Origin of the sequence: Neptuniibacter sp. QD37_11 (genome assembly GCF_047778105.1) — a bacterium.
Classification (GTDB): Bacteria; Pseudomonadota; Gammaproteobacteria; order Pseudomonadales; family Balneatricaceae; genus Neptuniibacter.
In genome coordinates, this window is the sequence record NZ_CP180552.1 from 1,664,175 (window position 1) to 1,686,612 (window position 22,438).

General features: G+C 42.0%; 29 protein-coding genes. 25 read left to right on the top strand and 4 right to left on the bottom strand.

What is annotated here, in order from left to right; all coding sequences use genetic code 11:
• Positions 1-9: 9 nt before the first annotated feature.
• Both trxC and ACMXYT_RS07555 read right to left on the bottom strand, forming a co-directional pair.
• Entirely contained in the window at positions 10-438 is a 429-nt protein-coding gene (gene trxC, locus ACMXYT_RS07550; protein WP_415912121.1) for a thioredoxin TrxC, read from the bottom strand.
• Positions 439-541: 103 nt separating this feature from the next.
• A complete protein-coding gene (locus tag ACMXYT_RS07555; protein WP_415912122.1) occupies positions 542-2,131 on the bottom strand; it encodes an ABC-F family ATPase in 1,590 nt (529 codons plus the stop codon).
• 230 nt (positions 2,132-2,361) lie between these two features.
• On the opposite strand from ACMXYT_RS07555, the gene ACMXYT_RS07560 reads away from it, so the two are divergent.
• The 4 genes from ACMXYT_RS07560 to ACMXYT_RS07575 all read left to right on the top strand — a co-directional run bounded on the left by ACMXYT_RS07560 (position 2,362) and on the right by ACMXYT_RS07575 (position 8,676).
• Entirely contained in the window at positions 2,362-2,790 is a 429-nt protein-coding gene (locus ACMXYT_RS07560) for an acyl-CoA thioesterase (protein WP_415912123.1), read from the top strand.
• Positions 2,791-2,793: 3 nt separating this feature from the next.
• Positions 2,794-3,240 carry a hypothetical protein gene (locus ACMXYT_RS07565; protein ID WP_415912124.1) on the top strand — a complete coding sequence of 149 codons (447 nt, stop codon included), beginning with the start codon at positions 2,794-2,796 and terminating at the stop codon, positions 3,238-3,240.
• A 127-nt stretch (positions 3,241-3,367) separates the two neighbouring features.
• Positions 3,368-4,981, top strand: a complete 1,614-nt coding sequence (sbcD, locus tag ACMXYT_RS07570) for an exonuclease subunit SbcD (protein WP_415912125.1) — start codon at positions 3,368-3,370, stop codon at positions 4,979-4,981.
• Entirely contained in the window at positions 4,978-8,676 is a 3,699-nt protein-coding gene (locus ACMXYT_RS07575; RefSeq protein WP_415912126.1) for an SbcC/MukB-like Walker B domain-containing protein, read from the top strand. Before sbcD ends, ACMXYT_RS07575 begins: the two co-directional genes overlap by 4 nt.
• A 40-nt stretch (positions 8,677-8,716) precedes the next feature.
• Here the strand turns inward: ACMXYT_RS07575 and ACMXYT_RS07580 are convergent, their stop codons facing one another.
• A complete protein-coding gene (locus tag ACMXYT_RS07580; RefSeq protein WP_415912127.1) occupies positions 8,717-9,688 on the bottom strand; it encodes an integron integrase in 972 nt (323 codons plus the stop codon).
• Between the two features lie 321 nt (positions 9,689-10,009).
• Here ACMXYT_RS07580 and ACMXYT_RS07585 point away from each other — a divergent pair, with 321 nt between their 5' ends.
• From ACMXYT_RS07585 to ACMXYT_RS07640, 12 genes are all read left to right on the top strand, one after another.
• Entirely contained in the window at positions 10,010-10,387 is a 378-nt protein-coding gene (locus ACMXYT_RS07585; protein ID WP_415912128.1) for a hypothetical protein, read from the top strand.
• A gap of 86 nt (positions 10,388-10,473) precedes the next feature.
• Positions 10,474-10,902: a hypothetical protein gene (locus ACMXYT_RS07590; RefSeq protein WP_415898300.1), complete on the top strand. Its 429-nt coding sequence runs from the start codon at positions 10,474-10,476 to the stop codon at positions 10,900-10,902.
• An 86-nt stretch (positions 10,903-10,988) separates the two neighbouring features.
• The gene (locus ACMXYT_RS07595; protein ID WP_415888039.1) at positions 10,989-11,510 is read left to right on the top strand and encodes a hypothetical protein; all 522 of its coding nucleotides are present in this window, start codon (positions 10,989-10,991) and stop codon (positions 11,508-11,510) included.
• Between the two features lie 59 nt (positions 11,511-11,569).
• A complete protein-coding gene (locus ACMXYT_RS07600; protein ID WP_415912129.1) occupies positions 11,570-11,968 on the top strand; it encodes a hypothetical protein in 399 nt (132 codons plus the stop codon).
• Between the two features lie 146 nt (positions 11,969-12,114).
• Entirely contained in the window at positions 12,115-12,576 is a 462-nt protein-coding gene (locus ACMXYT_RS07605; RefSeq protein ID WP_415912130.1) for a hypothetical protein, read from the top strand.
• A 334-nt stretch (positions 12,577-12,910) separates the two neighbouring features.
• Positions 12,911-13,516: a hypothetical protein gene (locus ACMXYT_RS07610; RefSeq protein WP_415911300.1), complete on the top strand. Its 606-nt coding sequence runs from the start codon at positions 12,911-12,913 to the stop codon at positions 13,514-13,516.
• A gap of 83 nt (positions 13,517-13,599) precedes the next feature.
• Positions 13,600-13,971, top strand: coding sequence for a hypothetical protein (locus ACMXYT_RS07615; protein ID WP_415912131.1), 372 nt, complete (start codon positions 13,600-13,602; stop codon positions 13,969-13,971).
• Positions 13,943-14,395 (top strand): hypothetical protein, encoded by a 453-nt coding sequence (locus ACMXYT_RS07620; protein ID WP_415912132.1) that lies wholly within the window; start codon positions 13,943-13,945, stop codon positions 14,393-14,395. The genes ACMXYT_RS07615 and ACMXYT_RS07620 overlap by 29 nt, the downstream gene beginning before the upstream one ends.
• Before the next feature lie 106 nt (positions 14,396-14,501).
• Positions 14,502-14,723, top strand: coding sequence for a hypothetical protein (locus tag ACMXYT_RS07625; RefSeq protein WP_415912133.1), 222 nt, complete (start codon positions 14,502-14,504; stop codon positions 14,721-14,723).
• Between the two features lie 112 nt (positions 14,724-14,835).
• Entirely contained in the window at positions 14,836-15,144 is a 309-nt protein-coding gene (locus ACMXYT_RS07630; protein WP_415912134.1) for a hypothetical protein, read from the top strand.
• Positions 15,145-15,233: 89 nt separating this feature from the next.
• The gene (locus ACMXYT_RS07635; protein ID WP_415901028.1) at positions 15,234-15,647 is read left to right on the top strand and encodes a hypothetical protein; all 414 of its coding nucleotides are present in this window, start codon (positions 15,234-15,236) and stop codon (positions 15,645-15,647) included.
• Positions 15,648-15,736: 89 nt separating this feature from the next.
• A complete protein-coding gene (locus ACMXYT_RS07640; RefSeq protein WP_415901029.1) occupies positions 15,737-16,255 on the top strand; it encodes a hypothetical protein in 519 nt (172 codons plus the stop codon).
• A gap of 51 nt (positions 16,256-16,306) precedes the next feature.
• Here ACMXYT_RS07640 and ACMXYT_RS07645 read toward each other — a convergent pair whose 3' ends face one another.
• A complete protein-coding gene (locus ACMXYT_RS07645) occupies positions 16,307-16,963 on the bottom strand; it encodes a class I SAM-dependent methyltransferase (protein WP_415901030.1) in 657 nt (218 codons plus the stop codon).
• A gap of 197 nt (positions 16,964-17,160) precedes the next feature.
• Between ACMXYT_RS07645 and ACMXYT_RS07650 the strand changes: the two genes are divergently transcribed.
• The 9 genes from ACMXYT_RS07650 to ACMXYT_RS07690 all read left to right on the top strand — a co-directional run bounded on the left by ACMXYT_RS07650 (position 17,161) and on the right by ACMXYT_RS07690 (position 22,339).
• A complete protein-coding gene (locus tag ACMXYT_RS07650; protein WP_415912135.1) occupies positions 17,161-17,631 on the top strand; it encodes a hypothetical protein in 471 nt (156 codons plus the stop codon).
• A gap of 27 nt (positions 17,632-17,658) precedes the next feature.
• Entirely contained in the window at positions 17,659-18,015 is a 357-nt protein-coding gene (locus ACMXYT_RS07655; RefSeq protein ID WP_415912136.1) for a tetratricopeptide repeat protein, read from the top strand.
• 97 nt (positions 18,016-18,112) lie between these two features.
• Positions 18,113-18,571, top strand: coding sequence for a hypothetical protein (locus ACMXYT_RS07660; protein ID WP_415912137.1), 459 nt, complete (start codon positions 18,113-18,115; stop codon positions 18,569-18,571).
• A gap of 65 nt (positions 18,572-18,636) precedes the next feature.
• Positions 18,637-19,134 (top strand): hypothetical protein, encoded by a 498-nt coding sequence (locus ACMXYT_RS07665; protein ID WP_415912138.1) that lies wholly within the window; start codon positions 18,637-18,639, stop codon positions 19,132-19,134.
• A gap of 416 nt (positions 19,135-19,550) precedes the next feature.
• On the top strand, positions 19,551-19,871 hold the full coding sequence (locus tag ACMXYT_RS07670; protein WP_415912139.1) for a hypothetical protein: 321 nt from the start codon (positions 19,551-19,553) through the stop codon (positions 19,869-19,871).
• A 108-nt stretch (positions 19,872-19,979) separates the two neighbouring features.
• A complete protein-coding gene (locus ACMXYT_RS07675) occupies positions 19,980-20,360 on the top strand; it encodes a hypothetical protein (RefSeq protein ID WP_415912140.1) in 381 nt (126 codons plus the stop codon).
• A gap of 74 nt (positions 20,361-20,434) precedes the next feature.
• On the top strand, positions 20,435-20,743 hold the full coding sequence (locus ACMXYT_RS07680; RefSeq protein ID WP_415912141.1) for a hypothetical protein: 309 nt from the start codon (positions 20,435-20,437) through the stop codon (positions 20,741-20,743).
• 56 nt (positions 20,744-20,799) lie between these two features.
• A complete protein-coding gene (locus ACMXYT_RS07685; protein WP_415912142.1) occupies positions 20,800-21,108 on the top strand; it encodes a hypothetical protein in 309 nt (102 codons plus the stop codon).
• A 115-nt stretch (positions 21,109-21,223) separates the two neighbouring features.
• Positions 21,224-22,339: a pentapeptide repeat-containing protein gene (locus ACMXYT_RS07690; protein ID WP_415912143.1), complete on the top strand. Its 1,116-nt coding sequence runs from the start codon at positions 21,224-21,226 to the stop codon at positions 22,337-22,339.
• Positions 22,340-22,438: the final 99 nt, after the last annotated feature.

Sequence of the window (22,438 nt, forward strand, 5' to 3'; positions counted from 1 at the left end):
AGAGTACTCTTACGCCTTCTGTAGAGTTTGCAAAATCCATTGCTTTAGTTGAGGTTCTGAGAGTGCACCTGCAACACGATTAATCTCTTTGCCTCCTTGAAACATCACAAGGGTAGGGATGCTACGGATATTCATATTTTGACTAGTACGTGGTGCTTTTTCTGTGTCTACTTTTGCAAAGAGAAGTATTTCAGATTCAGCTGCAGTCTTCTCAAATATAGGCTTCATCATCTGGCATGGGCCACACCAGCTTGCCCAGAAATCTACGATGACAGGTAACTCATTACTACCTACATACTTTTCAAAAGATTGGTCATCTAGCTCAGCTGGTTGATGTGTGTGTAGCGGACCTTTGCACTTACCGCACTTGCCGTCGACATGTGATTTGTCATCAGGAATACGGTTGGATGTATGACAGCTAGGGCAGACGATAATCATAAAGCTCACCAAATAATTGAAAGTTATTTATGCAAAGGGTAAAAATTTAAAAGCCTGATTGAGGTTAACTGCAATCAGGCTTTTTAGGCACTAGCGCTTAGGTTTATTCTACGCCTTGGCTCTTCAGGTAATCTTCGTAACCACCTCGGAAGTCGACAATGCCATCAGGCGTGATCTCTAGAATGCGGGTTGCTAGAGAGGATACAAACTCACGGTCATGGCTGACAAAGATCAACGTACCTGGGTAGTTCTCTAGGGCAAGGTTTAAGGATTCAATCGATTCCATATCCAAATGGTTGGTTGGCTCATCCATCAGCATGATATTTGGACGTTGAAGGATTATCTTGCCAAACAGCATACGGCCTTGCTCACCACCCGAGATCACTTTAACCGACTTATTGATCTCTTTTTGTGAGAACAGTAGGCGGCCTAGCGTACCGCGGATAACTTGCTCATCATCGCCTTCTTGGCCCCATTGACCCATCCAATCAAGCAGTGTTTTATCTTCTTCAAAATCAGCTGCATGATCTTGAGCGTAGTACCCAAACTCAGAGTTTTCAGACCACTTGATTTCGCCAGCTGTTGGTAGAAGGTCACCATACAGACAACGTAATAGGGTGGTTTTACCACTACCGTTAGGCCCGATAATCGCGATGCGCTCGCCAACCTCTACCATTAGGTTAAGGTCTTTAAACAACTCTTCATCAAAAGATTTTCCTAAACCTTCAACTTCTAATGCTAGACGGTGTAACTTAGTGTCTTGTTCGAAGCGGATAAATGGATTTTGACGGCTAGAAGGTTTCACCTCTTCTAGCTCGATCTTCTCTATACGACGTGCACGTGACGTTGCTTGCTTAGATTTAGAAGCATTGGCAGAAAAGCGGCTTACAAAGCTCTTAAGGTCAGCAATCTGTGCTTTCTTTTTAGCGTTATCAGCAAGCAGGCGTTCACGTGCCTGTGTTGATGCAGTCATATACTCATCGTACGAGCCTGGGTAAACACGTAGCTCACCATAGTCCAAATCAGCCATATGCGTGCATACACTGTTAAGAAAGTGACGGTCGTGCGAGATGATGATCATTGTGCAGTTACGCTCGTTAAGAACACCTTCTAGCCAACGGATCGTGTTGATATCCAAGTTGTTGGTAGGTTCGTCCAGAAGCATGATATCTGGCTCAGAGAATAGCACCTGAGCAAGGAGTACTCGGAGTTTCCAACCTGGTGCCACTTCACTCATTGGACCGAAGTGCTGTTCTGTTGGAATACCTACACCTAATAGCAGTTCACCTGCGCGGGATTCAGCACTATAGCCGTCCATCTCAGCGAACTCGCCTTCGAGCTCTGCTGCACGAATGCCATCTTCTTCAGTCATCTCCGGATTAGCGTAGATAGCGTCACGTTCTGATTTAACAGCCCACAACTCTTCATGGCCCATAATAACGGTATCCATGACGCTGAATTCTTCGTAAGCGAATTGATCCTGTTTTAGCTTACCGATACGCTCGTTTGGCCCTTTGGAAACATTGCCAGCGCTTGGTTCTAGGTCTCCGCCTAAGATTTTCATAAATGTGGATTTACCACAGCCATTGGCGCCAATTAAACCGTAGCGATTACCTTCGCCAAATTTAACTGAAACGTTTTCGAATAGAGGTTTAGCACCAAACTGCATGGTGATATTTGCTGTGGTTAACACGATATTAGATCCGCTATAGATGACTGCGCTCTTAAGGAGCGAGTAAGGAGATAAATTTGGTGCGTATTATGCCAATAAGCGCATGTAGGTAAAAGGTTGAAGCGTCGCTTTCTAGGCTCTTTCTAGGGTAAGGATTCAAAACAACTTACGCAAAACCTTATAGACCAAGGTATAGTTATAAGTACATATTGGAATAACAGACCTCCATCTAAGAAGTAGGACCATGCATTATGTCTGATCAAGACCAAACACAAGAAGTTACAAAGGGCCGCCTGACTACACGTACAATGGCTATGCCAGGTGATACCAACCCTTCAGGCGATATTTTTGGTGGTTGGGTGTTGTCGCAGATGGATATTGCGGCGGGTATCTGTGCAGGCCAGCGCGCACAGACACGTGTAGTAACCATGGCGGTAGATAGCATGTCTTTCATCCGTCCAGTGAAAGTGGGTGATGTGCTGGGCGTCTATACGGAAATTGTAAAAGTAGGCCGTACATCGATGGAGATTCACGTTGAAGCTTGGGTGCGTCGTAGTCGTATCGGAAAACGTGAAAAGGTAACGCAGGCTATTTTTAAGTTTGTCGCGATCGATGATGATGGCGTACCAACCCCTGTTCCTGCAGAAACCGATCTGCCAGCTTACGTTTTGGAAGATTAATCCGTGATTACCTTTTCGCTTATCAATACATTATCTGCACCAGAGGTAGAACCTCAATCTGATGTTCGTTATCTACTGAGACAAGTGGGTCGCAATCAAAGTTTGGTGCTGTGTTATGCGGTAAAACGGGACTTCCTTTCAGTACCCAAAACTTATTCAATTCTCGAATTTAGTGCTGATGAAGTGCTTGAAGTTCATCAGATGTCTATTGAAGACTATCTCGATGGATTTGAAGAGGATATGGATATACCGCAGGCAGGCTTTTATCAATTCGACACAGATGAGCCAGAGGAGGCTAGCGCTGATGATGAGGGTGAGACCGATGTCCTTGTGTTAGTGGTTAGCGGCAGTGTCTTTGAAGTTACCTACCAAACGCTCAAACAGCACAAAGATACCTATCACTGTGCCAATGCAGAACAAGCACTAATACAGTACTTAAGCGCTGAATAGATGCTCAGCTAACACCATCATATTACAGAGACTATGGATGGTGCTAAAAGCGGTAACAAGATAATATGAGCTTCACCTCAATGGAGGTGAAGTTTCATTGTATCTATGGATTGCCGAGCCTTACTTAATGCGCATTTTACACACCTCTGACTGGCACTTAGGTCAGCACTTTATTGGAAAAAGTCGATTAGCCGAACACCAAGAGTTTATTAAATGGCTATTAGGTGAAATTCAATCAAATCAAATAGATGCGTTAATAATATCAGGTGATATCTACGATACAGGTTCACCACCTAGTTATGCGCGAGAGTTATATAATCAACTGGTTATCGAAGTAAATAAACACGATTGTCAGTTAGTGGTTTTAGGCGGTAATCATGACTCTGTGTCCACGCTGAATGAATCCAAAGGCCTGCTTAAACATCTCAATGCGGAAGTCATAGCGAGTGTTGAATCAGAACTTGAGCAGCAGATTATTACCTTGAATCATCGCTCAGGTGAACCGGCTGCCATCCTGTGTGCAATTCCTTATATTCGTCCTCGTGATGTGATGCAAAGTGCTGCTGATCAATCGGCTAAAGATAAAGCGCATTCATTAGGCACGGCAATCGCAGAACACTACCAAGCCATCTATGATCTGGCTAATCAAAAGCGAAAAGAGCTTGGGCTGTCTATCCCGATCATCGCTACAGGGCATTTAACAGCAATGGGTGTTAAAACCTCTGAGTCTGTTCGTGATATCTATGTTGGCAATCTAGAGGCATTTCCAGCCAGTGCATTTCCACCAGCAGATTACATCGCTTTAGGCCATATTCACCGCCCACAGATAGTCGCTAAGTCTGAGCATATTCGCTATTGCGGCTCACCAATCCCTTTAAGCTTTGATGAGATCGGTACTCAAAAGCAGGTATTGATGGTTGAATTTGAACAAAGCCATTTAAAAGAGATAACACCGCTTTTAGTGCCGACCTTCCAGCCAATGGCAAGCATCAAGGGTGATCTTGATTCAATTAAAGCGCAGTTGGATGAACTTGAAGCTGAACAGCATGAACTTCCTGTTTGGTTATCGATTGAGGTTCAAACCCAAGATTACCTGAATGATCTTACCCAACGTATTGAGCAACTAACTCAAGATCTTAACGTTGAGGTTCTGCAACTGCGAAGGGCTCGCAAACAGATCCAGAGAGGTTTAGTCGGCAAGGAGAAAGAGACGCTCTCCGAATTGAATGCTTACGAGGTTTTCACACGTAGGCTTAACGATGAGGTTTTCGAATCTGAAGCTGAACAAAACCGTATTCAACGACTTAAAGACCGCTTCTGCCAGATCGTAACGACTGTTGAGTTTGAAAATGATCTTCCTGCCAGTAAGCCAGCGGATGAGTTCTTTTCTTCAATACAGACACCTCCTGCTCAAGACTGCCAAGAGCAAGAGCAAGATGATCGCTCAGAACCAGAGGATTTAGGGGATCCTAGTAAGCACGCTCCAGTTGATGCATCTGATAGTGATCATGAATCAGAAGAGCTTGGACAGGAAAAACAGAACGACAACAACACGCTGAATCTGTATTCTTTAGAGAATGATCCTGTCGATGAGCCAAAATCCATTCCAGTTAAAAACAAGCGCGTAACAGGCAAAACGGAAAAGGCCGAGCCGGGTAAACAGCCGAATGAAACTAAGATCGATCAAGACGATCTTTTCTCTGCTTTAGCTCCGAATACAGCAGAGGAGAAGAGCCTGTGAAAATATTAGCGCTGCGTTTTAAAAACATTAACTCGCTAAAGGGTGAGTGGAAGATCGACTTTACTCAATCACCGTTTATCGATAATGGTCTTTTTGCCATCACAGGCCAAACAGGTGCCGGTAAGACGACAATTTTAGATGCGATCTGCTTGGCCTTGTATCACCGTACGCCACGCTTAGGGACTATCTCTAAAAGCACGAATGAACTGATGACTCGCGGTACAGCAGACTCGCTCGCTGAAGTTGAGTTTGAAGTAAAAGGTAATTGCTATCGTGCATTTTGGAGCCAGCGTCGTTCCAGGGATCAGGTTGATGGCAATCTACAAGAAGCCAAAGTTGAATTGGCAGAGGTAAGCGAAAGCGGTGAAGGTAAAATCATCGCTTCGCAGGTTAAGCAGAAGAATGAGCTAATCGAGACAATCAGCGGCTTAAACTTTGACCGCTTTACTAAATCCATGATGCTCTCTCAGGGCCAGTTCGCAGCGTTTCTTAATGCTGATGCCAATGAAAGAGCCGGTTTACTCGAAGAGTTAACCGGTACGGCTATCTACAGCTTGATATCTGAAAAGGTATACGAGCAATTCAAAGAGGCAGATAACCACCTCAAACAGCTAGAAGCTCAGGCTAAAGGTGTTGAGCTGTTATCGGATGAGAAGATTGTTGAGCTTAAATCCGAACAAACAACGATTAGTATACAGCTTAAAACCTTAGAGAAAGAGCAGAGCGAACAGCAATCAAAGGAACGCTGGTGGACTGATCTGCAAAAAGCTGAGCAACAAAAGCAAAGTGCTTTGGCTGAACAAGAAAGCGTTAAGCAACGTAAAGAAGCCGCTAAAGGCTCTCTTGAAAAGCTAGCAGTGAGTGAACCGGCTGAGAAACTTAAAGCACCTTACCAGCTATATCAAAGTGCACTGCAACGGCTTAGCGATCTTACACAGATCAAGGAGCAGAATTCAGCTCAATTAGTGACGGCTACAGATCAGCATAAAAGTTCAGCGCAAACTCTAAACGAAGCAGAGCTCCAACTGAAACAGGCTAAGCAGCAACAAACAGAACAAGAAACGCTGATTAATGAACAGGTAGTGCCGTTGGATGCTGAGATTGAAAGGCTTTCAAAGTTAAAAGAGAGTGCTACTGCTGAGTTAAAAAAGCATCAGTCTGAATTAGAAAAGCAGAAAACAACACAAACGCAGATTATCGACAAGATTAATCAAGCCAAGGCTGAAACCTCACAGCTTGAAAATCAAATAGACGAACTTCGTCATCTTGAAGGTGCTGCAGAGCGTATCCCTTTATGGCGTAGTCAGCTAGAGCAAACTCAGCAACATACGGCTGAAGTTAAAAGCCTGACAGATCATCTTTCTTGCTTACAAAATCAAATAGATGCGGAAAAGCAAAAAACTGAGCAGCTACAGCAACATCTTTCTGAAAGCACAAAACAAAAAGAAAACTTAAATAGTAGCTTTCAACAGACTCAACAGCAGCTTCAATCGATATTAAATGGCCGAGTATTGGCAGATATAGAAGCACAGTACAATCAGCAACAAACGCTGCAAAAAAGCTTTATTCAAGCAAAGAATCTGTCTGTTCAGCATATCCAGTTAGAAAGTGAGCAGACTGGAGTCAGTGATGAGTTAAGTCAGCTGGAAGTGACTGCTCAGAAAATTGAAGGCGATCTCACTAATCTTCGTGAGCAGTATCAAAGGGAAGATCAGCAGTTCAAAGATTTAAAGCGACTGTTAGAGCAAGAGCGTCAAATACAAAATCTCGAAGCAGAACGGGCTAAGCTTCAACCGGATCAGCCTTGTCCGTTGTGCGGTTCAAAAGAGCATCCCCTAGTGGCTGATTATCAACCTATAGATATGGGCGAAACCGAACAGCGCTTTGTCAAGACTGAGCAAGCGCGTGATCAGCTTAAGACTCAAGGTACTCAACTAAGAGAGCGTTATAACCAATTAACGAGCGTTCAGATAGTTAACCTTAAAACCCGCCTGCAGCAGACTAATGAACAGCTACAGCAACTTCTGCAAGAGTGGCAAGTTTTACAGCAACTGTTGGGGTTTAGTTTCGGACCAAATCAGACTGAACAGCTTGATTATGCAACTACGCAATTCGAGCAGCAGCTAAATAACCAGCAAACTGAGATCGAACAGCTGCGCCAGTTAGGTGAGCAGGTCAATCAGCAGCAGCAAGGAATCCATGCGGCAGAACAGACCTTACAGCAAGCTCAAGCCAACTTAGAATTGTCCAATAAAGAGTGTGAAAACCTAACTCAGTTGCAGCTTAAAGATACACAGCGTCTGCAAGAGCTTAACGAGCAGATCGCTATGATTAAGCAAGGTCTAGCTGAGGAAGTGGCTGAATTACAACTAACGCTACCCGAACAAGGGCTAACCGATTGGTTAGATGCGTTAGAAAACCAAATTGCTAACTTACAACAGTTACAGCAGCGCCTTGAAACCTTAAATCGCAGCCTAGAAACATCTGCGGTTGAGTTAACTCAGGCTAACCAATCGCTAGAAAAGCAAACTGGACTCTGTACCGAACAGCAAAACAGTCTTAATGATCTGTCAAAGGACCTTACTGAGAAACAAATAGGGCGTCAGGAGCTATTTGGTGATAAATCAGTTGCAGAGGAGCGCTCACGTCTACTTGCAGAGGTAAACAAAGCTGAGCAGAACCACCAGCAGATATCTGCTACACATAAACAGCACGAAACCGAGCTAACCCGTTTGCAAACAATGATTGCTGAGCAAGAGCAGCAATATAATCAGCTCCAAACTGAATTCAGTGTCCAACAAATTGAATGGCAACAAGCACTAGCAAGTAGCCCATTTGATTCTGAGCAGGCTCTTATTGATGCACTAATTTCTGACGAAGAAAGGCAGCAGTTAAAAGCGCTAAGCGAAGAGATCGCCAAAGCTGAACAGCATTCTGAAACTTTACTTAAACAAGCTGAGCAGCAACTAATAGAGTTACAGAAGTGTGGATTAGAAAGACAGTATGAAAAGATCAATGGTGAGCAAATCGCTATAGAGTTGGCTCAGCTAGATAATCAGATTAAACAGCTTTTACTTCAAAAGGGCGAAGGCACTGCACTACTACAAGATAACGAAAAGCGCCGTGAATCGCAACAGCAGCTATTTGCTGAGGTAGAGCAGTCAAAACAAGAATATGATGATCTTTCCTATTTGAACTCCCTTATTGGCTCTCAAAAGGGAGATAAATTCCGCCGCTTTGCTCAAGGCCTAACACTCGACCATTTGGTTCACCTAGCGAACAAACAGCTAGAACGTCTGCATGGTCGTTATATGCTGCAGAGAAAACAATCGGGTGCTCTAGAGCTTCAAGTACTGGATACCTGGCAAGCAGATACCGTGCGCGATACCAAAACATTATCAGGCGGTGAAAGCTTCCTAGTCAGCTTGGCATTAGCATTGGCCCTGTCAGATCTTGTTAGTCAGAAAACCAGTATCGATTCACTGTTCTTGGATGAAGGTTTCGGTACCCTCGATAGTGAAACCTTAGATACGGCATTGGATGCGTTGGATAGCCTAAATGCATCAGGCAAGATGATTGGTGTTATCAGTCATATTGAAGCAATGAAAGAGCGCATCCCTGTGCAGATTAAAGTTAAGAAGATGAGTGGGTTGGGTACGAGTAGGTTGGAAGAGCAGTATTCGATGGCAGGTTGAACAGAGAGCTAGATTCAATCTAGCCCTCATAAATTTATTTCTATAGATCTTGTAATGGGCTAATAACAGCACGCCCTCCACGATTAAGTACATGGGTGTAGATCTCAGTGGTTCTTACATCGCTGTGACCTAGTTGTTCTTGAACGGTTCTTATATCTGCACCGCGTTCTAAGAGGTGTGTTGCAAAACTGTGGCGAAGGCTATGGCAGGTTGCGGGTTTATTAATACCTGAGGCTATCACCGCTTTTTTAAAGGCTCTTTGTAAGGATCGGTCATAAATATGATGCCTTCTGATCGCATTGTTTTCACGTTTATCGACTGAGCGAGCCTTAGCTGGAAACAGATATTGCCATGCAAATTCAAAAGGGGCATTGGGATATTTTTTTGAAAGAGCATAGGGCAGATAGACCCCATCCCAATGTTCAGCTTCACTATCCTCTTGAAAATAAGCTTGGCATATCTCTATTTGTCTTTGTAAATCAGCAACGCAGGCTTCAGATAATGTAGTTATACGATTTTTTCTGCCTTTGCCATCATTTACAGTGACAGAGAGTCTGTGAAAATCGATGTCTTTAATACGAAGCCGGCATACTTCCATTAATCTTAATCCTGAGCCATACATCATTTTCGTACAAGCTAGATACTCCCCCTGTAAATTAGAGAATATAAGCCTTAATTCGGACTTAGACAGAACTATCGGAAGTTTTTTGGGTGTTTGAGCACGATGAAAATCACCTAATTGTAGTGATGCTGGATCCCAGCCAAGTACCTGTTTGTACAGATACATGAGGGCATTTAATGCTGTCTTCTGAGTTGAAGGGGAAACTTTCTGTTTAAGAGCAAGATGCTCTAGGTATTTGACTATGTCTACAGTCGTTAGGTTATTAGGGTGCTCTCTGTCGTGGAAGCGTATGTAATTGAGAATCCAGTAGATATAGGTTTGCTCAGTGCGTTTGCTGTAGTGGCGTGCACGCAAATGATCGCGAATTAATTGAATAAAAGGTGAGGGCATAACACACATCCTTGTGCTGTTTTTATATACAGTATTTCATCCGTTTGTATGTTGTGCAAGGATAGTACGTCAAATTGACGCTTTTTCACAAAGCTCAAAATTTTTAAAGCAAGGAAAGCTAATGAAAATCAAACATCTGCAAAACTTTTCTAATTTATATTCTTGGAGATATATGTCAAATTGTCGTGTTTAAACACGTCAATCTGTCATATATTTAGCTGTTATGCGCACACATAGACAGTACTTAAGATGTTCTCACCCAGATTGATCTTTATAGTGTTTTGCCTGATAAGCTCGCTTACAAATGCAAGTAAATCCCCTGTGACAGAACAGGAGTTTATACTGCTAAAAAAAGAGTTCAATTCACTGGGTTATGTTGTCTCTGAATTTGGGACACAGCATCTCACTATTTGGGATAAATCTGAGTTACCGTTGGGGGGAATTTCATCAACAGATGAGCAATATTCAGATACCCTCGAAGATCTAAAACGAGAAGTAGGGGCACAGTTGTATATCGAAACAGATAAAGCTTATGTATCAAGTTGCTACGAGAATTATAAGGGCAGGGATAAGACGCATTTGTGTGTTAGCTTTTTCAGAAATCGAGATATCAATGTTTATATGTTTTTCCCTCCAAAAGAAGAAGCCGTCTTTAAAAAAATAGTTAAATTAATCAACGATGCGTTAGAAGGTGAATAGTATTTTCCTTTTAGCGCATAACAAGAAAAGGCATCCGACGCATACTGTGCGGCTGCTTTAAGCGTTACATCTACTAGGAAAGTAAGATGAAGAATTCAAAATATGGAATGTTCGGTATCGTAGTTGGGGCGTTCGCTCTACTGCTTGCGTTAGTGCACTTTTGGGCTGGTCCTTTTTCAGCACAACCCACCCTTGAAACTGTTGTTGCCCAAAAGGCTGCATCTATTAGGTCGGCTGCTCTTGATGCATTAGCGGGTAAAGAGCCTGCTAGTGAGAGCGCAACAGCACATTGGGACGCAGATAAAATTGCTGATGTTGTAACAGCCCTATTCGGTGGGCTTGCTGTGATATTTGCAGTTTTATCACTAGTTCAAAAAGAACCAACTCGTGTTGCCGGAGGAGCCGCCGCTTTAGGTGTTAGTGCCATAGCTTTCCAATTTATAGCAATGTATGCAATGGCATTATTAGTGGTTTTACTCATTGCAGCTGTCATATCGAGCTTAGGCATTGGGTAAATGTAACAAGGGTGGGCACATACGCCAGCAAAGCTGGCTAGGACAACCGCTGCGCGGTTGCCCGTGCCACAAGCGTTAGGTTTAGCATGAGTGCAGATTACAATTGGAAGTGTGCAGTTTGCGATACTGTGAATATTGGTGAATATAATTTTTGTTCTAAATGTTCATCTTCAGCAGAGCTTAATTCAATTGAAATCGCTGAACGGAAAAGAGCTGTTCGAGAAGGGGTGGCATTTGATGATCAGTCAGATGAAGTATTAGCACCCAGAACTAAACAAGGTAAAGCACTTGCTTTGGCAACTGATATTTCCATGGGGGAAAACCCAGAAGCTCGAATGCTGGGTACTATTTTCTTTTACGTTGTAATTCATGTGGCAATCGTTGCAATAGCCATTCGAACTTATCAACTAGGAAGCCTCGATGGAAATTCTTTGGTATCAGCATTTATTGGTATTTTTGCTGCTTTAGAAGTTAAGAGGTTTTGTTTAGGTAAAACCACATATTTAGAAAGTTATATAGCTACAGCTGTCAAAGGTAATACATTCATAAGATGGATAGGTCTAGCTCTAGACATTGTGTTGTTCTATGTGGCCTTAGCAATAATATAAACCTAACAATCAAAGGCATCCGACGCATTCTGCGCGGTAGCTTTAGGCGTTAGTTGCAAATGGAAGATTTGAGCATCAACCTATCTAAAGATGAAAAGTCGCTACTGGTTGAGTTGACTGACTTTGGAAAGTCACTGCCTGAGCTTATATCAGAGATTCACTCCGACTCACCCGCATTAAGTCTGGTTGAGAAGTATACGCTTGCAATAAACACAGTAACTTCCTTAGTCTCAAAAGATTTGGTCTTGCTTTGTGAGCTAGATTGCTCGTCGACTAAGCCATATTCAGCCAATACTGCTAATAGCATTCCCTTGTCAGAGCTTTCTAGCTTCCTTAATGATCCATATAATTGGTCTGTATCTACATCCCGAGATGGGAAAAAGAGCTATGAGTTAGCACCAACCGATCTGGGTGAAGAGCTACTCGACCAAATATTTGGTATAAGTAGTAGCAACTAACAAGGCAATTAAAGATCGCCGGCATAAACACGCCGGCTGGACGCCCAACACTCCGGTTGCTTTGTGTTGTCGCTGCGCTCCAAACTAACACAAAGCAGTCTACGTATTGGCCGCCCTTTATTGCGGCGTTAACTGTCTAGGAAACTATGAGTACGAGATTAGGGACAATCGCAATTATTCTCTCATCATGCGGAATCGCATTGATCCTGCTATGCCTTAATGCTCATATGTCTGATGACGGCATTAACCTTAAGCTGGCTCCCCCTATTGCAGAGTTACTGGGCATCATTAGTGATAGTACGCAATCAGAACCTTCATATAGACCTAGTAGTTTCTTTGAACTTAGTGAAACAGCGGCCATTTATATTATTGGTGGTATCGGTATTTCGTTAGGGTTGGTTTCGGTTGGAATCGGGTTCTTTTCAATTAAAAGAGGGGAGCTACCGTTGGTTTCGTTTGGTGCAATTTCATTGGGAGTAGCGCCAATAATTTTAGTTAGTATCAAAATTGCGTTAGGTTGCTTCGTAGTTATAGGTATCACGGCAATTTGGTACAGAAATACAGTTAACAATCAAAGCCATCCGACGCATACTGCGCGGCTGCTTTAGGCGTTATAAGGCCAGAAGATGAAGATAATAGTAATTGTTTTTCTCTTATTACTTTTAATGTCTCTTTCGTTTGCTGCGTTAGTATCTTCGTGTATGTGGGGCTGCCCAAATACAGGGATTCAGTTATTTTTTAAGGTCACTACATCAGTTCTAGCTATAGCTTTCTTGTACAGTGTTTTCATCGGTACATGTGCACTGAAGCAATACTGCAAGGATAAGAAAAATGGAATTAAGTAGTGCCGTATTGCGGCCCTATAACAAGGCCATCAAAATTCGCCCTTCGGGCTGGACGTCGCTTGCGCTCCGCCCTTTATGGCGGCGTTAGATTAATCGAATGAATCAACGCCGATTTATAAATGACATAATTAAACCTTGGGATGAGCTTAATTCTTTGCTTTCTCAACAGTATGCGTTTCAACCTGATCTGTCTGATATAACTAGATTGGCTGGAAGTATCGCTGTATCAATTCGCCACCAAGTAGATTTTGTAGAGTTAAACGACAATCAGGCAAACACACTCTCTGAAGCTCATAGAATAATTTGTGATGCCGGAGATTACTGGAAGCATGGAAGCTTAAGGAAAGAAGAGCGCAATTGCCCTATAACGGTGGCAGCTGCGTTCGAATACGCAGATAACGGTACATTTAGGTTTATACGCAATATCGCGAGCTTGACTCATAATTCGCGAGGCGAAAGCGACTTCCTAGAAACCTCTGTTCAGGCTGCAAAGTTTTGGATGTCTCAACATGGTTTCAATGTGGAGTGGAATGGTACGCCTACCACTGCAACACCTAAATTCGAATTTGCTGCCAGATTACAGTTTAATCCTAAATACTGTATCAACATGTCTAGCACGCAGATCAAATTCTTCAAAAGAGCAGCCAATGGGGAATTAATACCATTTGATCCACCAGAAGTTCGTTTTGAGGTTTATGAGTAGCCGTAATCTAACAAATCAATCAAATCGCTTCGCTTGGACGCGCTTTGCGCGCCATTTATTGAGGCGTTAAGAGTCATCAAGGAATGAAGATCGCATTTGGATATTTAGCAATACCAGTTTTATTTGGCTTTTGCGTCGCTATTTATTCAAGCCTCGTTAGAGGCTTCAGCATCGAGGAAAACTGGGTCCAATACTTCTATGGAGTTCTGTTCTATTTGGCTCCATTTGCAATGTTTTCAATATTCCATTTATTGCTTCATCCTCATATCTCAGTAGTACATGCAGGCTATATTGGTTCCGTATTAGCATTATTTCTAATCGCTGCATTTTGGCTATTACCACCAGACCCATCAGGGTTGCCTATTCAATGGATGGCATATTGGCCTTTGGCAGGAATATTAATGGTTTTATTTTCAGGGGGTACTTATGTTTTCTGGAAGTACCGAAACTCTTAACAAGGGTGGGCACATCCGCCAGCAAAGCTGGCTAGGACAGCCGCTGCGCGTCTGCCCGTGCCACAAGCGTTATGCGCAAATGAGATCATGGATGAACCGGAAACTTATTCTTTTAATTTTGAGCTTTGTTGCTACCAATGCAAACGCCGAGGCGTGGTCTCCTAAAGTGGAGTTCAACCTTGAGGGCGGCACTTACAAAGAAACTCTGATTTGGGTGTCTGGCACTTCATATGCAATGTCAAAACACGAAGAATTATCAACGCTGAAAGGTGCTAACGGTCTGTTCTGCAATGCGCCTAAAATCTTCGATTCAAAGTTAATTCTCAATTGTTTAAATAATAAACATGGAGGTCAACTTATAACCTCTGAAACAGCCATAGAGACAATATTTGCATGCCTCTCGGAGAAATTTCAGTGTTTATAAAACCGCATAACAAGGGTGGGCACATTCGCCAGCAAAGCTGGCTAGGACAACCGCTGCGCGGTTGCCCGTGCCACAAGCGTTATGTGTCAAAAATAATCTAGGAATTATGAATACAGGGAAAGTTGCAATCATCATATCTATTTGGCTCTGTTGGCCAATCATCGCTGTTGTAGCTTCGTTTATAATATTTGGTTTTGAAGGCCAGTGTGCAGTCGATAACTGCGATCCTAATCATGAGTGGTGGCATGACGTTCTATTTGTAATGTATTTAGTCTTACCTCCAATATTGATGTCTGTTTTTGTAATTCTGCGTAAAGGAAAGGGTTAGGAGTTTTCGTCATGCCACATAACAAGTTTGTTAATAATCGCCCTGCGGGCTGGACCGCAAACTGCGCTGCTTCGCAGCAATGCGGCCCATTACAAAAGCGTTATGTGTCCTTATGAGCATTGAGCATCTCGATGTATTGAAGAGAAACTTGGCCGAGTCTAAGTGGATCATTGATGAGGAATTACAAGGGAATGATTATGACATCTCTGGATATTGGGTTGTTATAAGGCCTAACGGTACAAACGAGCACACTATAGTGTTTGAAGGTTTAGATGAGGCAGGGGTTCTTCCCATGGAAAAGTCATATGCGTGTCATATACAAGGAAACAATGAGTTGAGTTTGTATTTCGGGAACTTGAAAAATACTTTCCCGTTAGAGCTCGAGGCATTCGTGAGTAAATTATCTCTTGAAAACACATAACAAGAACATCAAAAGTCGCCCTTCGGGCTTGGACCGCCGCTGCGCTGCGGCCCTTTATGTTGGGCGTTAAAACTCAAAATGGAAATCGAATGGAAATCGAAAAAGATTTAAAGGATTTTCTCCGTCAAGGTCTACAACTCGAGTATGACCACACCAAAGCCGAAGCAGGTTTTATCGGTTTACATTCTCTTGAAGAACTAAGCGAAGGCGTGGTTTGGGTTTGTCCTGAAGCCAATGAAGGGTACTACGAAGTTCCAGCAGTAAGTCTTTCTAGTACCTGTGAAGCTTATGATCCAGAGTTTCTGTTACTTTGGCTTCCTAAAGAAAAACTTTATGGAGCTTGGGATTGTGATCATTGGTCTTTAACTGTTTTTCCTGGCGCAGTTTGGACAGACATTATTGCTGATCCCGTTAAATATCTAAATGCGCAGTGGATTCCGGATCTCGTTGGGAAGCAGATCATACCAAAAGGTTATTCGATTAATGAGGGTATGCCATTCTAATGTTGAATTTTAACAAGGCCATCAAAAATCGCCCTAAGGGCTGGACGTCGCATGCGCTCCGCCCTTTATGGCGGCGTTAGAGAGGCGCGATGAAAGTATTTGCCGTTGTTCTTGTTTCACTAGCATTGGCTGCATGCAGCTCTGGTGATGACTCTTTTAGTATCGCTAGAGAGTGGGGATATTTACCAATCACTGAAAGAGATCATTTTGAGAAGAAAAAGCAGTGCTCTCAAAAGTTCTACTCAAGTAAATATTATCGATATGCGGATGTTGAACCGTTTTCTCTCGAGGAAGCTGAGATCACAGGTATGTCAAAGCAGCATTACTTAGGTGACACGTGCTTACTTGCAACTATTACTAGTAGGGTTTACGTAGCAAAAGAGCTTAGACACAAAAGTTATTATCGTATTAATGTTGAAGTGCCAATGCTAAGCGAAAACCGCCCAAGCCAAGGGGTTATATTTAGTCGTGTTCTGCAAGAAAATGAAGTAGGGGATTTCTTTAAAGGTAAGTCGATATCTGAAGTGGTTGAGTATTTACCTGAAAGTAGGAGGGTGAAATTCACTATTAATACTAAGTCATTCAGCTATGTATTACCGGCCCTCTAACAATCAAAGGCATCCGACGCAAACTGCGCGGCTGCTTTAGGCGTTAAATGCCTATTCTGGGCGCAAAAAAGTTAGAATATCGCCTTTAAAATCGTTATCTAAATAATCGGTATGTTCTGGCTTAGAAAACGTTGATACATAACCAAGATCAAGTAGTTTTTTTGCCAATTTGTTTTTTCTACCCCGACCTGGATCTACGATTATGACCTCGCACCGTGGGTTTGAGTGCTCCTGAATGAACCCTGTGAGTAATTCGACGTGTACATCTTCATACAACAGATCGCTGCCTATTATTAAGTCAAAGCGTCCTAAAGTATCATCGTTATCTGCCCAGCCAGTTCTTTCAAAAGGTATTGCGTTGTCCCCATTAAGCTTTGTGTTTCTGTTTAAAAAGTTATTTGTTTCAGGATGATAATCAGTTGCTGTGATATCGATATTCTTTTTATTGAGCAATAGACTACTCAGAGCGGTTCCGCACCCAATTTCAAGAACTCGTTTGGTGCCAATATCATAATTACTCATGTGGTGCGCGAGTACTAAACTTGATGGCCAAATAATTCCAAAAATAGGCCATGCAGCAGAACAAATACCCAGTTTTTCGGCAACCCCATCAGGGTCGTGAAACTCTTGCTTGTTACGTAACGTGCAAAGGTGAATATCTATATTTCCAAACTCAATAGTTTGGTAGCATACGCGTAGGTCTGTCATTTGGCCGCCTCAAAAGTGAGCGCTCAGCCAAGTATCAAGGATAATTGACAAAACGAAGAGCTTATTAGGTTACAGTGATTCGAGGAGAGTGCAATGCATTTAACAAGTGCCGGCAACCGACTGCCAAAACGGTCACTTGTTTTGCAAAAAGCCGCAAAACAAGCGCCCATTTTGTCCGCGGCTGCGGCAGGCGTTAAATGTCAAATGAGCGAAAGTTTATGAACGGATTTACCAGAACAGTTCTAATTCTACTGGTAGCTGTAGCATACCCATTTGTGTGGGGGCAAATAGTTGCCGAAGTAACTCTTTGGATAATCAATAACAATTACAATAACGCAATCTATGAACTGTTACGTGGAAGTATAAATTTTTTATGTACATTGTTCGTAGCAAGCCTGCTGTTAGTGCCATTATTTACAATCAATAAACGCTATATCTACATTTCGGCTTTATGTTGCTCATCGCTTATCTTTTTCAAGTTTTATATATTTGATGCAGCTATTCGTTCTGAAGGGGGCATTCAAGCTAATTTCTTAAGTGTATTTGGCAATGCTCAGAATGTCATAACTATGGTGAGCATGATAGTTGCGCCGTTCTTGGTAGCAATTATATGGAATAAAACATTTAACAAACAAAGGCATCCGACGCATTCTGCGCGGCAGCTTTAGGCGTTATGTTTCAAAAAGGGAATGCCAATGAGTACTGCGGACAAACTAGATACGATCATTTATTTGCTAGTTACACTTATTCTAATCGTCGTCATTAAAACTTTAATCACTGCTTTCTACAGAAGAGTTTCTGGTAATTCACAACGTGAAGTCCTCAATGTATTAATAGACAAGGGTGAATATGATTTTGCGCTTAAGAAATGTAATCGGGTACTTAAAAAAAGGCCGAAGGATTCTTATTTCTTATGGATGAAAGCAAACATCCTTTTCAAACTAAACAGCTTAGATGAAGCTAAGGAATTGTTTCAAAAACTTTCAGAAGAAGAGCCGTTATGGAAAGAAGACGCTGAGAAGTTTTTAAATGTAATTAACGAAAAAACATAACAAGGGTGGGCACATCCGCCAGCAAAGCTGGCTAGGACAGCCGCTACGCGTCTGCCCGTGCCACAAGCGTTATATCTCATTCAATTTGGTGCAGTAAATGAAATGTGAAGTTTGTGGACGTTCAATCACTATTAACTGGGGTAACGACTCCGCAGTTGTGTGTGAAGAGCACCGTGATCACATCGTTCAGATAACAGCTGCAAAAGAAGCAAAAGCTAAAGAATGGCACGATGGGCAGTCTAAGCCACCATCTACAGAAGTTGAAGCTACCACAGAAAGGTTGCTATATGTTTGGTGGGCTTTTACTTGGCGCTATGTGCTTTTAATGGGAATCATCGGAAGCTTTTTGGGAGCATTGCTTCATCATTCTTTGCAAGTTTTAGTAGCTCAACAAGTTCTGACAATTTTAGTCGCTAAATATATTGAAGGCGGATTTAACTTGGTTTTGGCTGCGTTCTTCATCTTTATCGCGCTAGATACATTAGTTGGCAAAAAAATTGGCAATGTTAGGTTGGTATTAGTTAGCTCTAAGCCAGCAGAAGACAATGAAATATAACAATCAAAGGCATCCGACGCATGCTGCGCGGTAGCTTTAGGCGTTATGAGTTCAGGTAACCAACGATGGTCAAAAATGTAATTATTGCTCTGCTTATGGTTACTCTTTCCGCAGTTCTTTCTCTTCAGTGGTACAAGGAGGGCTTTGTGTTCTCAGGAATCGGTGATTATCGTCAATTTGATCAAGAGAATTATTGGTTAGTAGCTCACAAAGACAAGCCTGGGTTTGCCTTTTTCTCAAGTCAGTCGAAGCTCGTGGCTCAGTTAAGTGATTCAAATGGAGATGGTGTTGTTGATCTGCTTATATATTCCACTATTGATGAAGAACGTAATCAAAGAATTGAGTATGAAGATTATGGTATGGATGGGGAAATGGATTTAAGAACCATCTATCCAGAGGGCAGAAATGGAAATTCTTCGTACGAATTAGCTTACTTAGGTACTTGGTACAAGTTGGAAGGAAAAGGACCCAATTTGCACATTAAGGTTGGAGGCCAATCAATACCTGTCGTTAATGAGGAAGGTTTCCTATCAGTTAAAACTCATAACAAGGCGCTTAAGTAATGACGCGCGTTGCGCGCCACTTAGCTGAGCGTTATGTGTCTAGGTAAATTGCGGTGAAAAAATTATTGCTCGGAGCACTAATATCAGTACCTGTAGTTATCGGGCTAATAGCATATTCATACCTATCAGGCGTTTGTGTTAAAGATCGAAGTTTTGCAAAGGTACAGGTAATTGAGCACCTTGAAAGAGAGGGATTACCTACAGAGTTTCTAAAGTTTGATTCTAAACGGTCATCACAGTGTAAAGTCTCGTTTATTTATCAAAATAAAATGAATGAAATTTACTTCTCAGTAATAGATGGCGGCAAAGTAACATGGTGGGACGTAAATGAACGCGGCTCACTTTAAACACATAACAAGAAAAGGCATCCGACGCATGCTGCGCGGTAGCTTTAGGCGTTATATTTCAGGGAAGATATGAAACCAGTCCTTAAAACCTTAGCTGCTATCTCAGTTTCCTTGATAGTTTTTGTATCAGGGATGGTTGTTGGCAATGGCTACCAGATCACAGACTTCCTATGTCCGGGTCCTGTATCTCCACACGTACTTGAGGAAGATTTCGTATCAGATAATGGTGTTATCTTCCCAAAGGGCACTGTCATTCCTCTGAGAAAGTGCGCTTACATGCAGCGGTTTAAATGGAACTTTGCAATCGACAACTCGGTAGAGTTAAGACCTACAGAAAACACTAAGGGGCATGAATATGGGTTTTCTGTTTTGGGTCCAAAAGGGCAATGAAATATAACAAGTTTGTTAATAATCGCCCTTCGGGCTGGACCGCAAACTGCGCTGCTTCGCAGCAATGCGGCCCATTACAAAAGCGTTATGTGTCAATAAGCTGATGCCATGGATATAAGGTTTAAGCTGCAAAAAGCAGCAACAACAATACGGAAATACCAGTTAGCTTTAAAAGTACTTTGTGCTTCGTGTACGCTAATGTTGATTGCTCCATTCATGATGTTCGGTATAGATCATGTACCTAATATCGATGCAATTCTGCTTCCTTTTTCCGTTTTATGGTTGTGTTTTGGTTTGCTGTATTTTGGCGCGTTCTATGTAGAGATTGAGCCAAAGCCTCAGCAATCAGCTTCGTCTTTGGAAAAATTAGCAACATATTGGTCTATTGGCTTTGAGTGGTTCGCGATGTTGGGTTTTATATCGTGGTTTATTTTAGGGTTAACCGCTGTTGGTGCTGGTATTTACCATTCAGTAGGTTTACACACATAACAAATCAATTAAATTGCTTCGCTTTGACGCGCTCTGCGCGCCATTTATTGAGGCGTTATGTGTCCCATTAAGTTATGAAGACAACCATTACGATAGATAGAGATGCAAGTGATATACCTTCAGATGAGGTATTGAATGATGAGTCGCATAAATTAGGTGCCAGTGTCGATAAAGACAACGGTGATATTTACTTAGAATTCTCTAGCCGTGAAGCTATGCGTGACTTTGCCTTAAGTTTACTACACGAGTCAATATATGGAGCTGGTGATATTGAAATGTATCCACTGGGCTTTGAAGGTAAATGGCAAGTAGTTAGTGGTGTTAGGTTAACTGAAAGTAGCTCAAGAATTTTCATTAACTTACCCGATGACAAACACACATAACAAGTCGCTCAAGTAATGACGCGCTTTGCGCGCCACTTAGCTGAGCGTTAAATGATATGCGCGACATAGACCTCAAAATAGACCCTAAGCTCAAAGAGCATTTTCAAGATGTTTTGAAAATCGATCCTAATGCTCAGCTTGGTGTAGTGTTATTCAAAGATCAGCTTAATGGTGTGGGACCTATTGTTTGGTCCATGGGATTGTTTACACCAGATGAAGCTGCAGAAATACGAGCAAGGCCTGATACTTCTTTAATGGTTGATGGCATGGAATTACTTATAACTCAGCCAGAATTAGCTCATGAGTTGAATGGTAAGTACATGGATTGGAACGATAATGGAGTTCAATTAATTGACCGAAACTAATTCAACTTCAATTTCATTTAACAAGGCCATCAAAAATCACCCTACGGGCTGGACGTCGCATGCGCTCCGCCTTTTATGGCAGCGTTAGTTTGCATCAAGGATCAGCACTCCCATTATGGACAAAGAAGGTTTCAAATTTGATTTAGTGACTCAACGATTTATAAAAGAGCGTTGGAATACACCTGTAGGCCAAAAAGTAAGACAGGAAATCATCGAAGGCATAAAAGATTCCGTTGAGCTACGTGCGATACTTGATGATTATGTACTAGAACATCCAGAGAACATCGAACCCTATGGACATCCTATTTACCCTAAAAGCGAAATGACGGAAGGTGCTTTTTGGGTTTTAACACAGGATGATCTAAGGGGCATCCACATTTACAATGAAGATTTATCTTCCTCACCTTGTTTAGAAAAGAAATCTTTATCGTATTGCTCATTCTTTAACTGTAATTTAAGTAACTCAAATCTAGAGATGTCTGATTTGTCGTATGCTCGAATCGATAAATGCAACTTAAATTCAGCTTGTTTAGCAATGTCCGGAGGTTTTAATGTTCGGCTTGTCAATTCTGATTTAACAAATGCTAATTTATTTCAAAGCTATTTTGGGGAATGTGACTTCAGTGGTTCCAACTTTGAACGAGTGTACTTTGAAAATGCGCAACTCAATAACAACAAAGTAAATTATTTGACTAAATTTGATGTTAACCTCCGCGATAAAGATGGCAAACGGAATATGCCTGAAGATCAAAAACCTGATATTTTAAGGTCGATCCGACAGTCTTATGAGAACGCTGAGCTTTGGGTAAATATGGATTCTTTCCTATTTAAAGAAAAGTTAATCCAGCGCCAAAGCATTCTCTGGCCAAGGTTTAAGAAAAACAAGTCAAAAAATAATTTATTAGAATGGCTTTTCAGTCTAATAAGTGGTGTTTTTTCTGGTTATTCTACTAAGCCTTCACGAGTAATATTAGTAGCTTTTGCTTTGACCTTATTTTTTGCCGCATTGTATTTATTATTTGGAACACCAAATCACGATGGTTTAAGTGCTGAAGCTGTTTTGGAGTCTTTATATTTCTCTTTCACGACTTTTGCCACGCTTGGGTATGGGGACATTTCTTATGACCCATCGCACCCTTACTTGAGGTTGCTTAGTACAATTGAAGCTTGGTTAGGTGCAATAACATTGTCTTCTTTTGTAGTAGTGTTATCTAGGAAGGTGTTTAGGTAAAGCAAACTAACAAGGCCATTAAGAAACGGACACACAACAGTTGGCTGTGCTCGTTCCTCGCTATTTTAGCCAATTATTGTTTAGCCGCTTATGGCGGCG

What these genes read in the sequence shown, in the direction of transcription:
- trxC (WP_415912121.1), bottom strand. Translation starts at nt 438, where the DNA reads ATGATTATCGTCTGCCCTAGCTGTCATACATCCAACCGTATTCCTGAT.
- ACMXYT_RS07560 (WP_415912123.1), top strand. Translation starts at nt 2,362, where the DNA reads ATGTCTGATCAAGACCAAACACAAGAAGTTACAAAGGGCCGCCTGACT.
- sbcD (WP_415912125.1), top strand. Translation starts at nt 3,368, where the DNA reads ATGCGCATTTTACACACCTCTGACTGGCACTTAGGTCAGCACTTTATT.
- ACMXYT_RS07580 (WP_415912127.1), bottom strand. Translation starts at nt 9,688, where the DNA reads ATGCCCTCACCTTTTATTCAATTAATTCGCGATCATTTGCGTGCACGC.
- ACMXYT_RS07590 (WP_415898300.1), top strand. Translation starts at nt 10,474, where the DNA reads ATGAAGAATTCAAAATATGGAATGTTCGGTATCGTAGTTGGGGCGTTC.
- ACMXYT_RS07595 (WP_415888039.1), top strand. Translation starts at nt 10,989, where the DNA reads ATGAGTGCAGATTACAATTGGAAGTGTGCAGTTTGCGATACTGTGAAT.
- ACMXYT_RS07600 (WP_415912129.1), top strand. Translation starts at nt 11,570, where the DNA reads ATGGAAGATTTGAGCATCAACCTATCTAAAGATGAAAAGTCGCTACTG.
- ACMXYT_RS07605 (WP_415912130.1), top strand. Translation starts at nt 12,115, where the DNA reads ATGAGTACGAGATTAGGGACAATCGCAATTATTCTCTCATCATGCGGA.
- ACMXYT_RS07610 (WP_415911300.1), top strand. Translation starts at nt 12,911, where the DNA reads ATGAATCAACGCCGATTTATAAATGACATAATTAAACCTTGGGATGAG.
- ACMXYT_RS07615 (WP_415912131.1), top strand. Translation starts at nt 13,600, where the DNA reads ATGAAGATCGCATTTGGATATTTAGCAATACCAGTTTTATTTGGCTTT.
- ACMXYT_RS07620 (WP_415912132.1), top strand. Translation starts at nt 13,943, where the DNA reads ATGTTTTCTGGAAGTACCGAAACTCTTAACAAGGGTGGGCACATCCGC.
- ACMXYT_RS07625 (WP_415912133.1), top strand. Translation starts at nt 14,502, where the DNA reads ATGAATACAGGGAAAGTTGCAATCATCATATCTATTTGGCTCTGTTGG.
- ACMXYT_RS07630 (WP_415912134.1), top strand. Translation starts at nt 14,836, where the DNA reads ATGAGCATTGAGCATCTCGATGTATTGAAGAGAAACTTGGCCGAGTCT.
- ACMXYT_RS07635 (WP_415901028.1), top strand. Translation starts at nt 15,234, where the DNA reads ATGGAAATCGAAAAAGATTTAAAGGATTTTCTCCGTCAAGGTCTACAA.
- ACMXYT_RS07640 (WP_415901029.1), top strand. Translation starts at nt 15,737, where the DNA reads ATGAAAGTATTTGCCGTTGTTCTTGTTTCACTAGCATTGGCTGCATGC.
- ACMXYT_RS07645 (WP_415901030.1), bottom strand. Translation starts at nt 16,963, where the DNA reads ATGACAGACCTACGCGTATGCTACCAAACTATTGAGTTTGGAAATATA.
- ACMXYT_RS07650 (WP_415912135.1), top strand. Translation starts at nt 17,161, where the DNA reads ATGTCAAATGAGCGAAAGTTTATGAACGGATTTACCAGAACAGTTCTA.
- ACMXYT_RS07655 (WP_415912136.1), top strand. Translation starts at nt 17,659, where the DNA reads ATGAGTACTGCGGACAAACTAGATACGATCATTTATTTGCTAGTTACA.
- ACMXYT_RS07660 (WP_415912137.1), top strand. Translation starts at nt 18,113, where the DNA reads ATGAAATGTGAAGTTTGTGGACGTTCAATCACTATTAACTGGGGTAAC.
- ACMXYT_RS07665 (WP_415912138.1), top strand. Translation starts at nt 18,637, where the DNA reads ATGGTCAAAAATGTAATTATTGCTCTGCTTATGGTTACTCTTTCCGCA.
- ACMXYT_RS07670 (WP_415912139.1), top strand. Translation starts at nt 19,551, where the DNA reads ATGAAACCAGTCCTTAAAACCTTAGCTGCTATCTCAGTTTCCTTGATA.
- ACMXYT_RS07675 (WP_415912140.1), top strand. Translation starts at nt 19,980, where the DNA reads ATGGATATAAGGTTTAAGCTGCAAAAAGCAGCAACAACAATACGGAAA.
- ACMXYT_RS07680 (WP_415912141.1), top strand. Translation starts at nt 20,435, where the DNA reads ATGAAGACAACCATTACGATAGATAGAGATGCAAGTGATATACCTTCA.
- ACMXYT_RS07685 (WP_415912142.1), top strand. Translation starts at nt 20,800, where the DNA reads ATGCGCGACATAGACCTCAAAATAGACCCTAAGCTCAAAGAGCATTTT.
- ACMXYT_RS07690 (WP_415912143.1), top strand. Translation starts at nt 21,224, where the DNA reads ATGGACAAAGAAGGTTTCAAATTTGATTTAGTGACTCAACGATTTATA.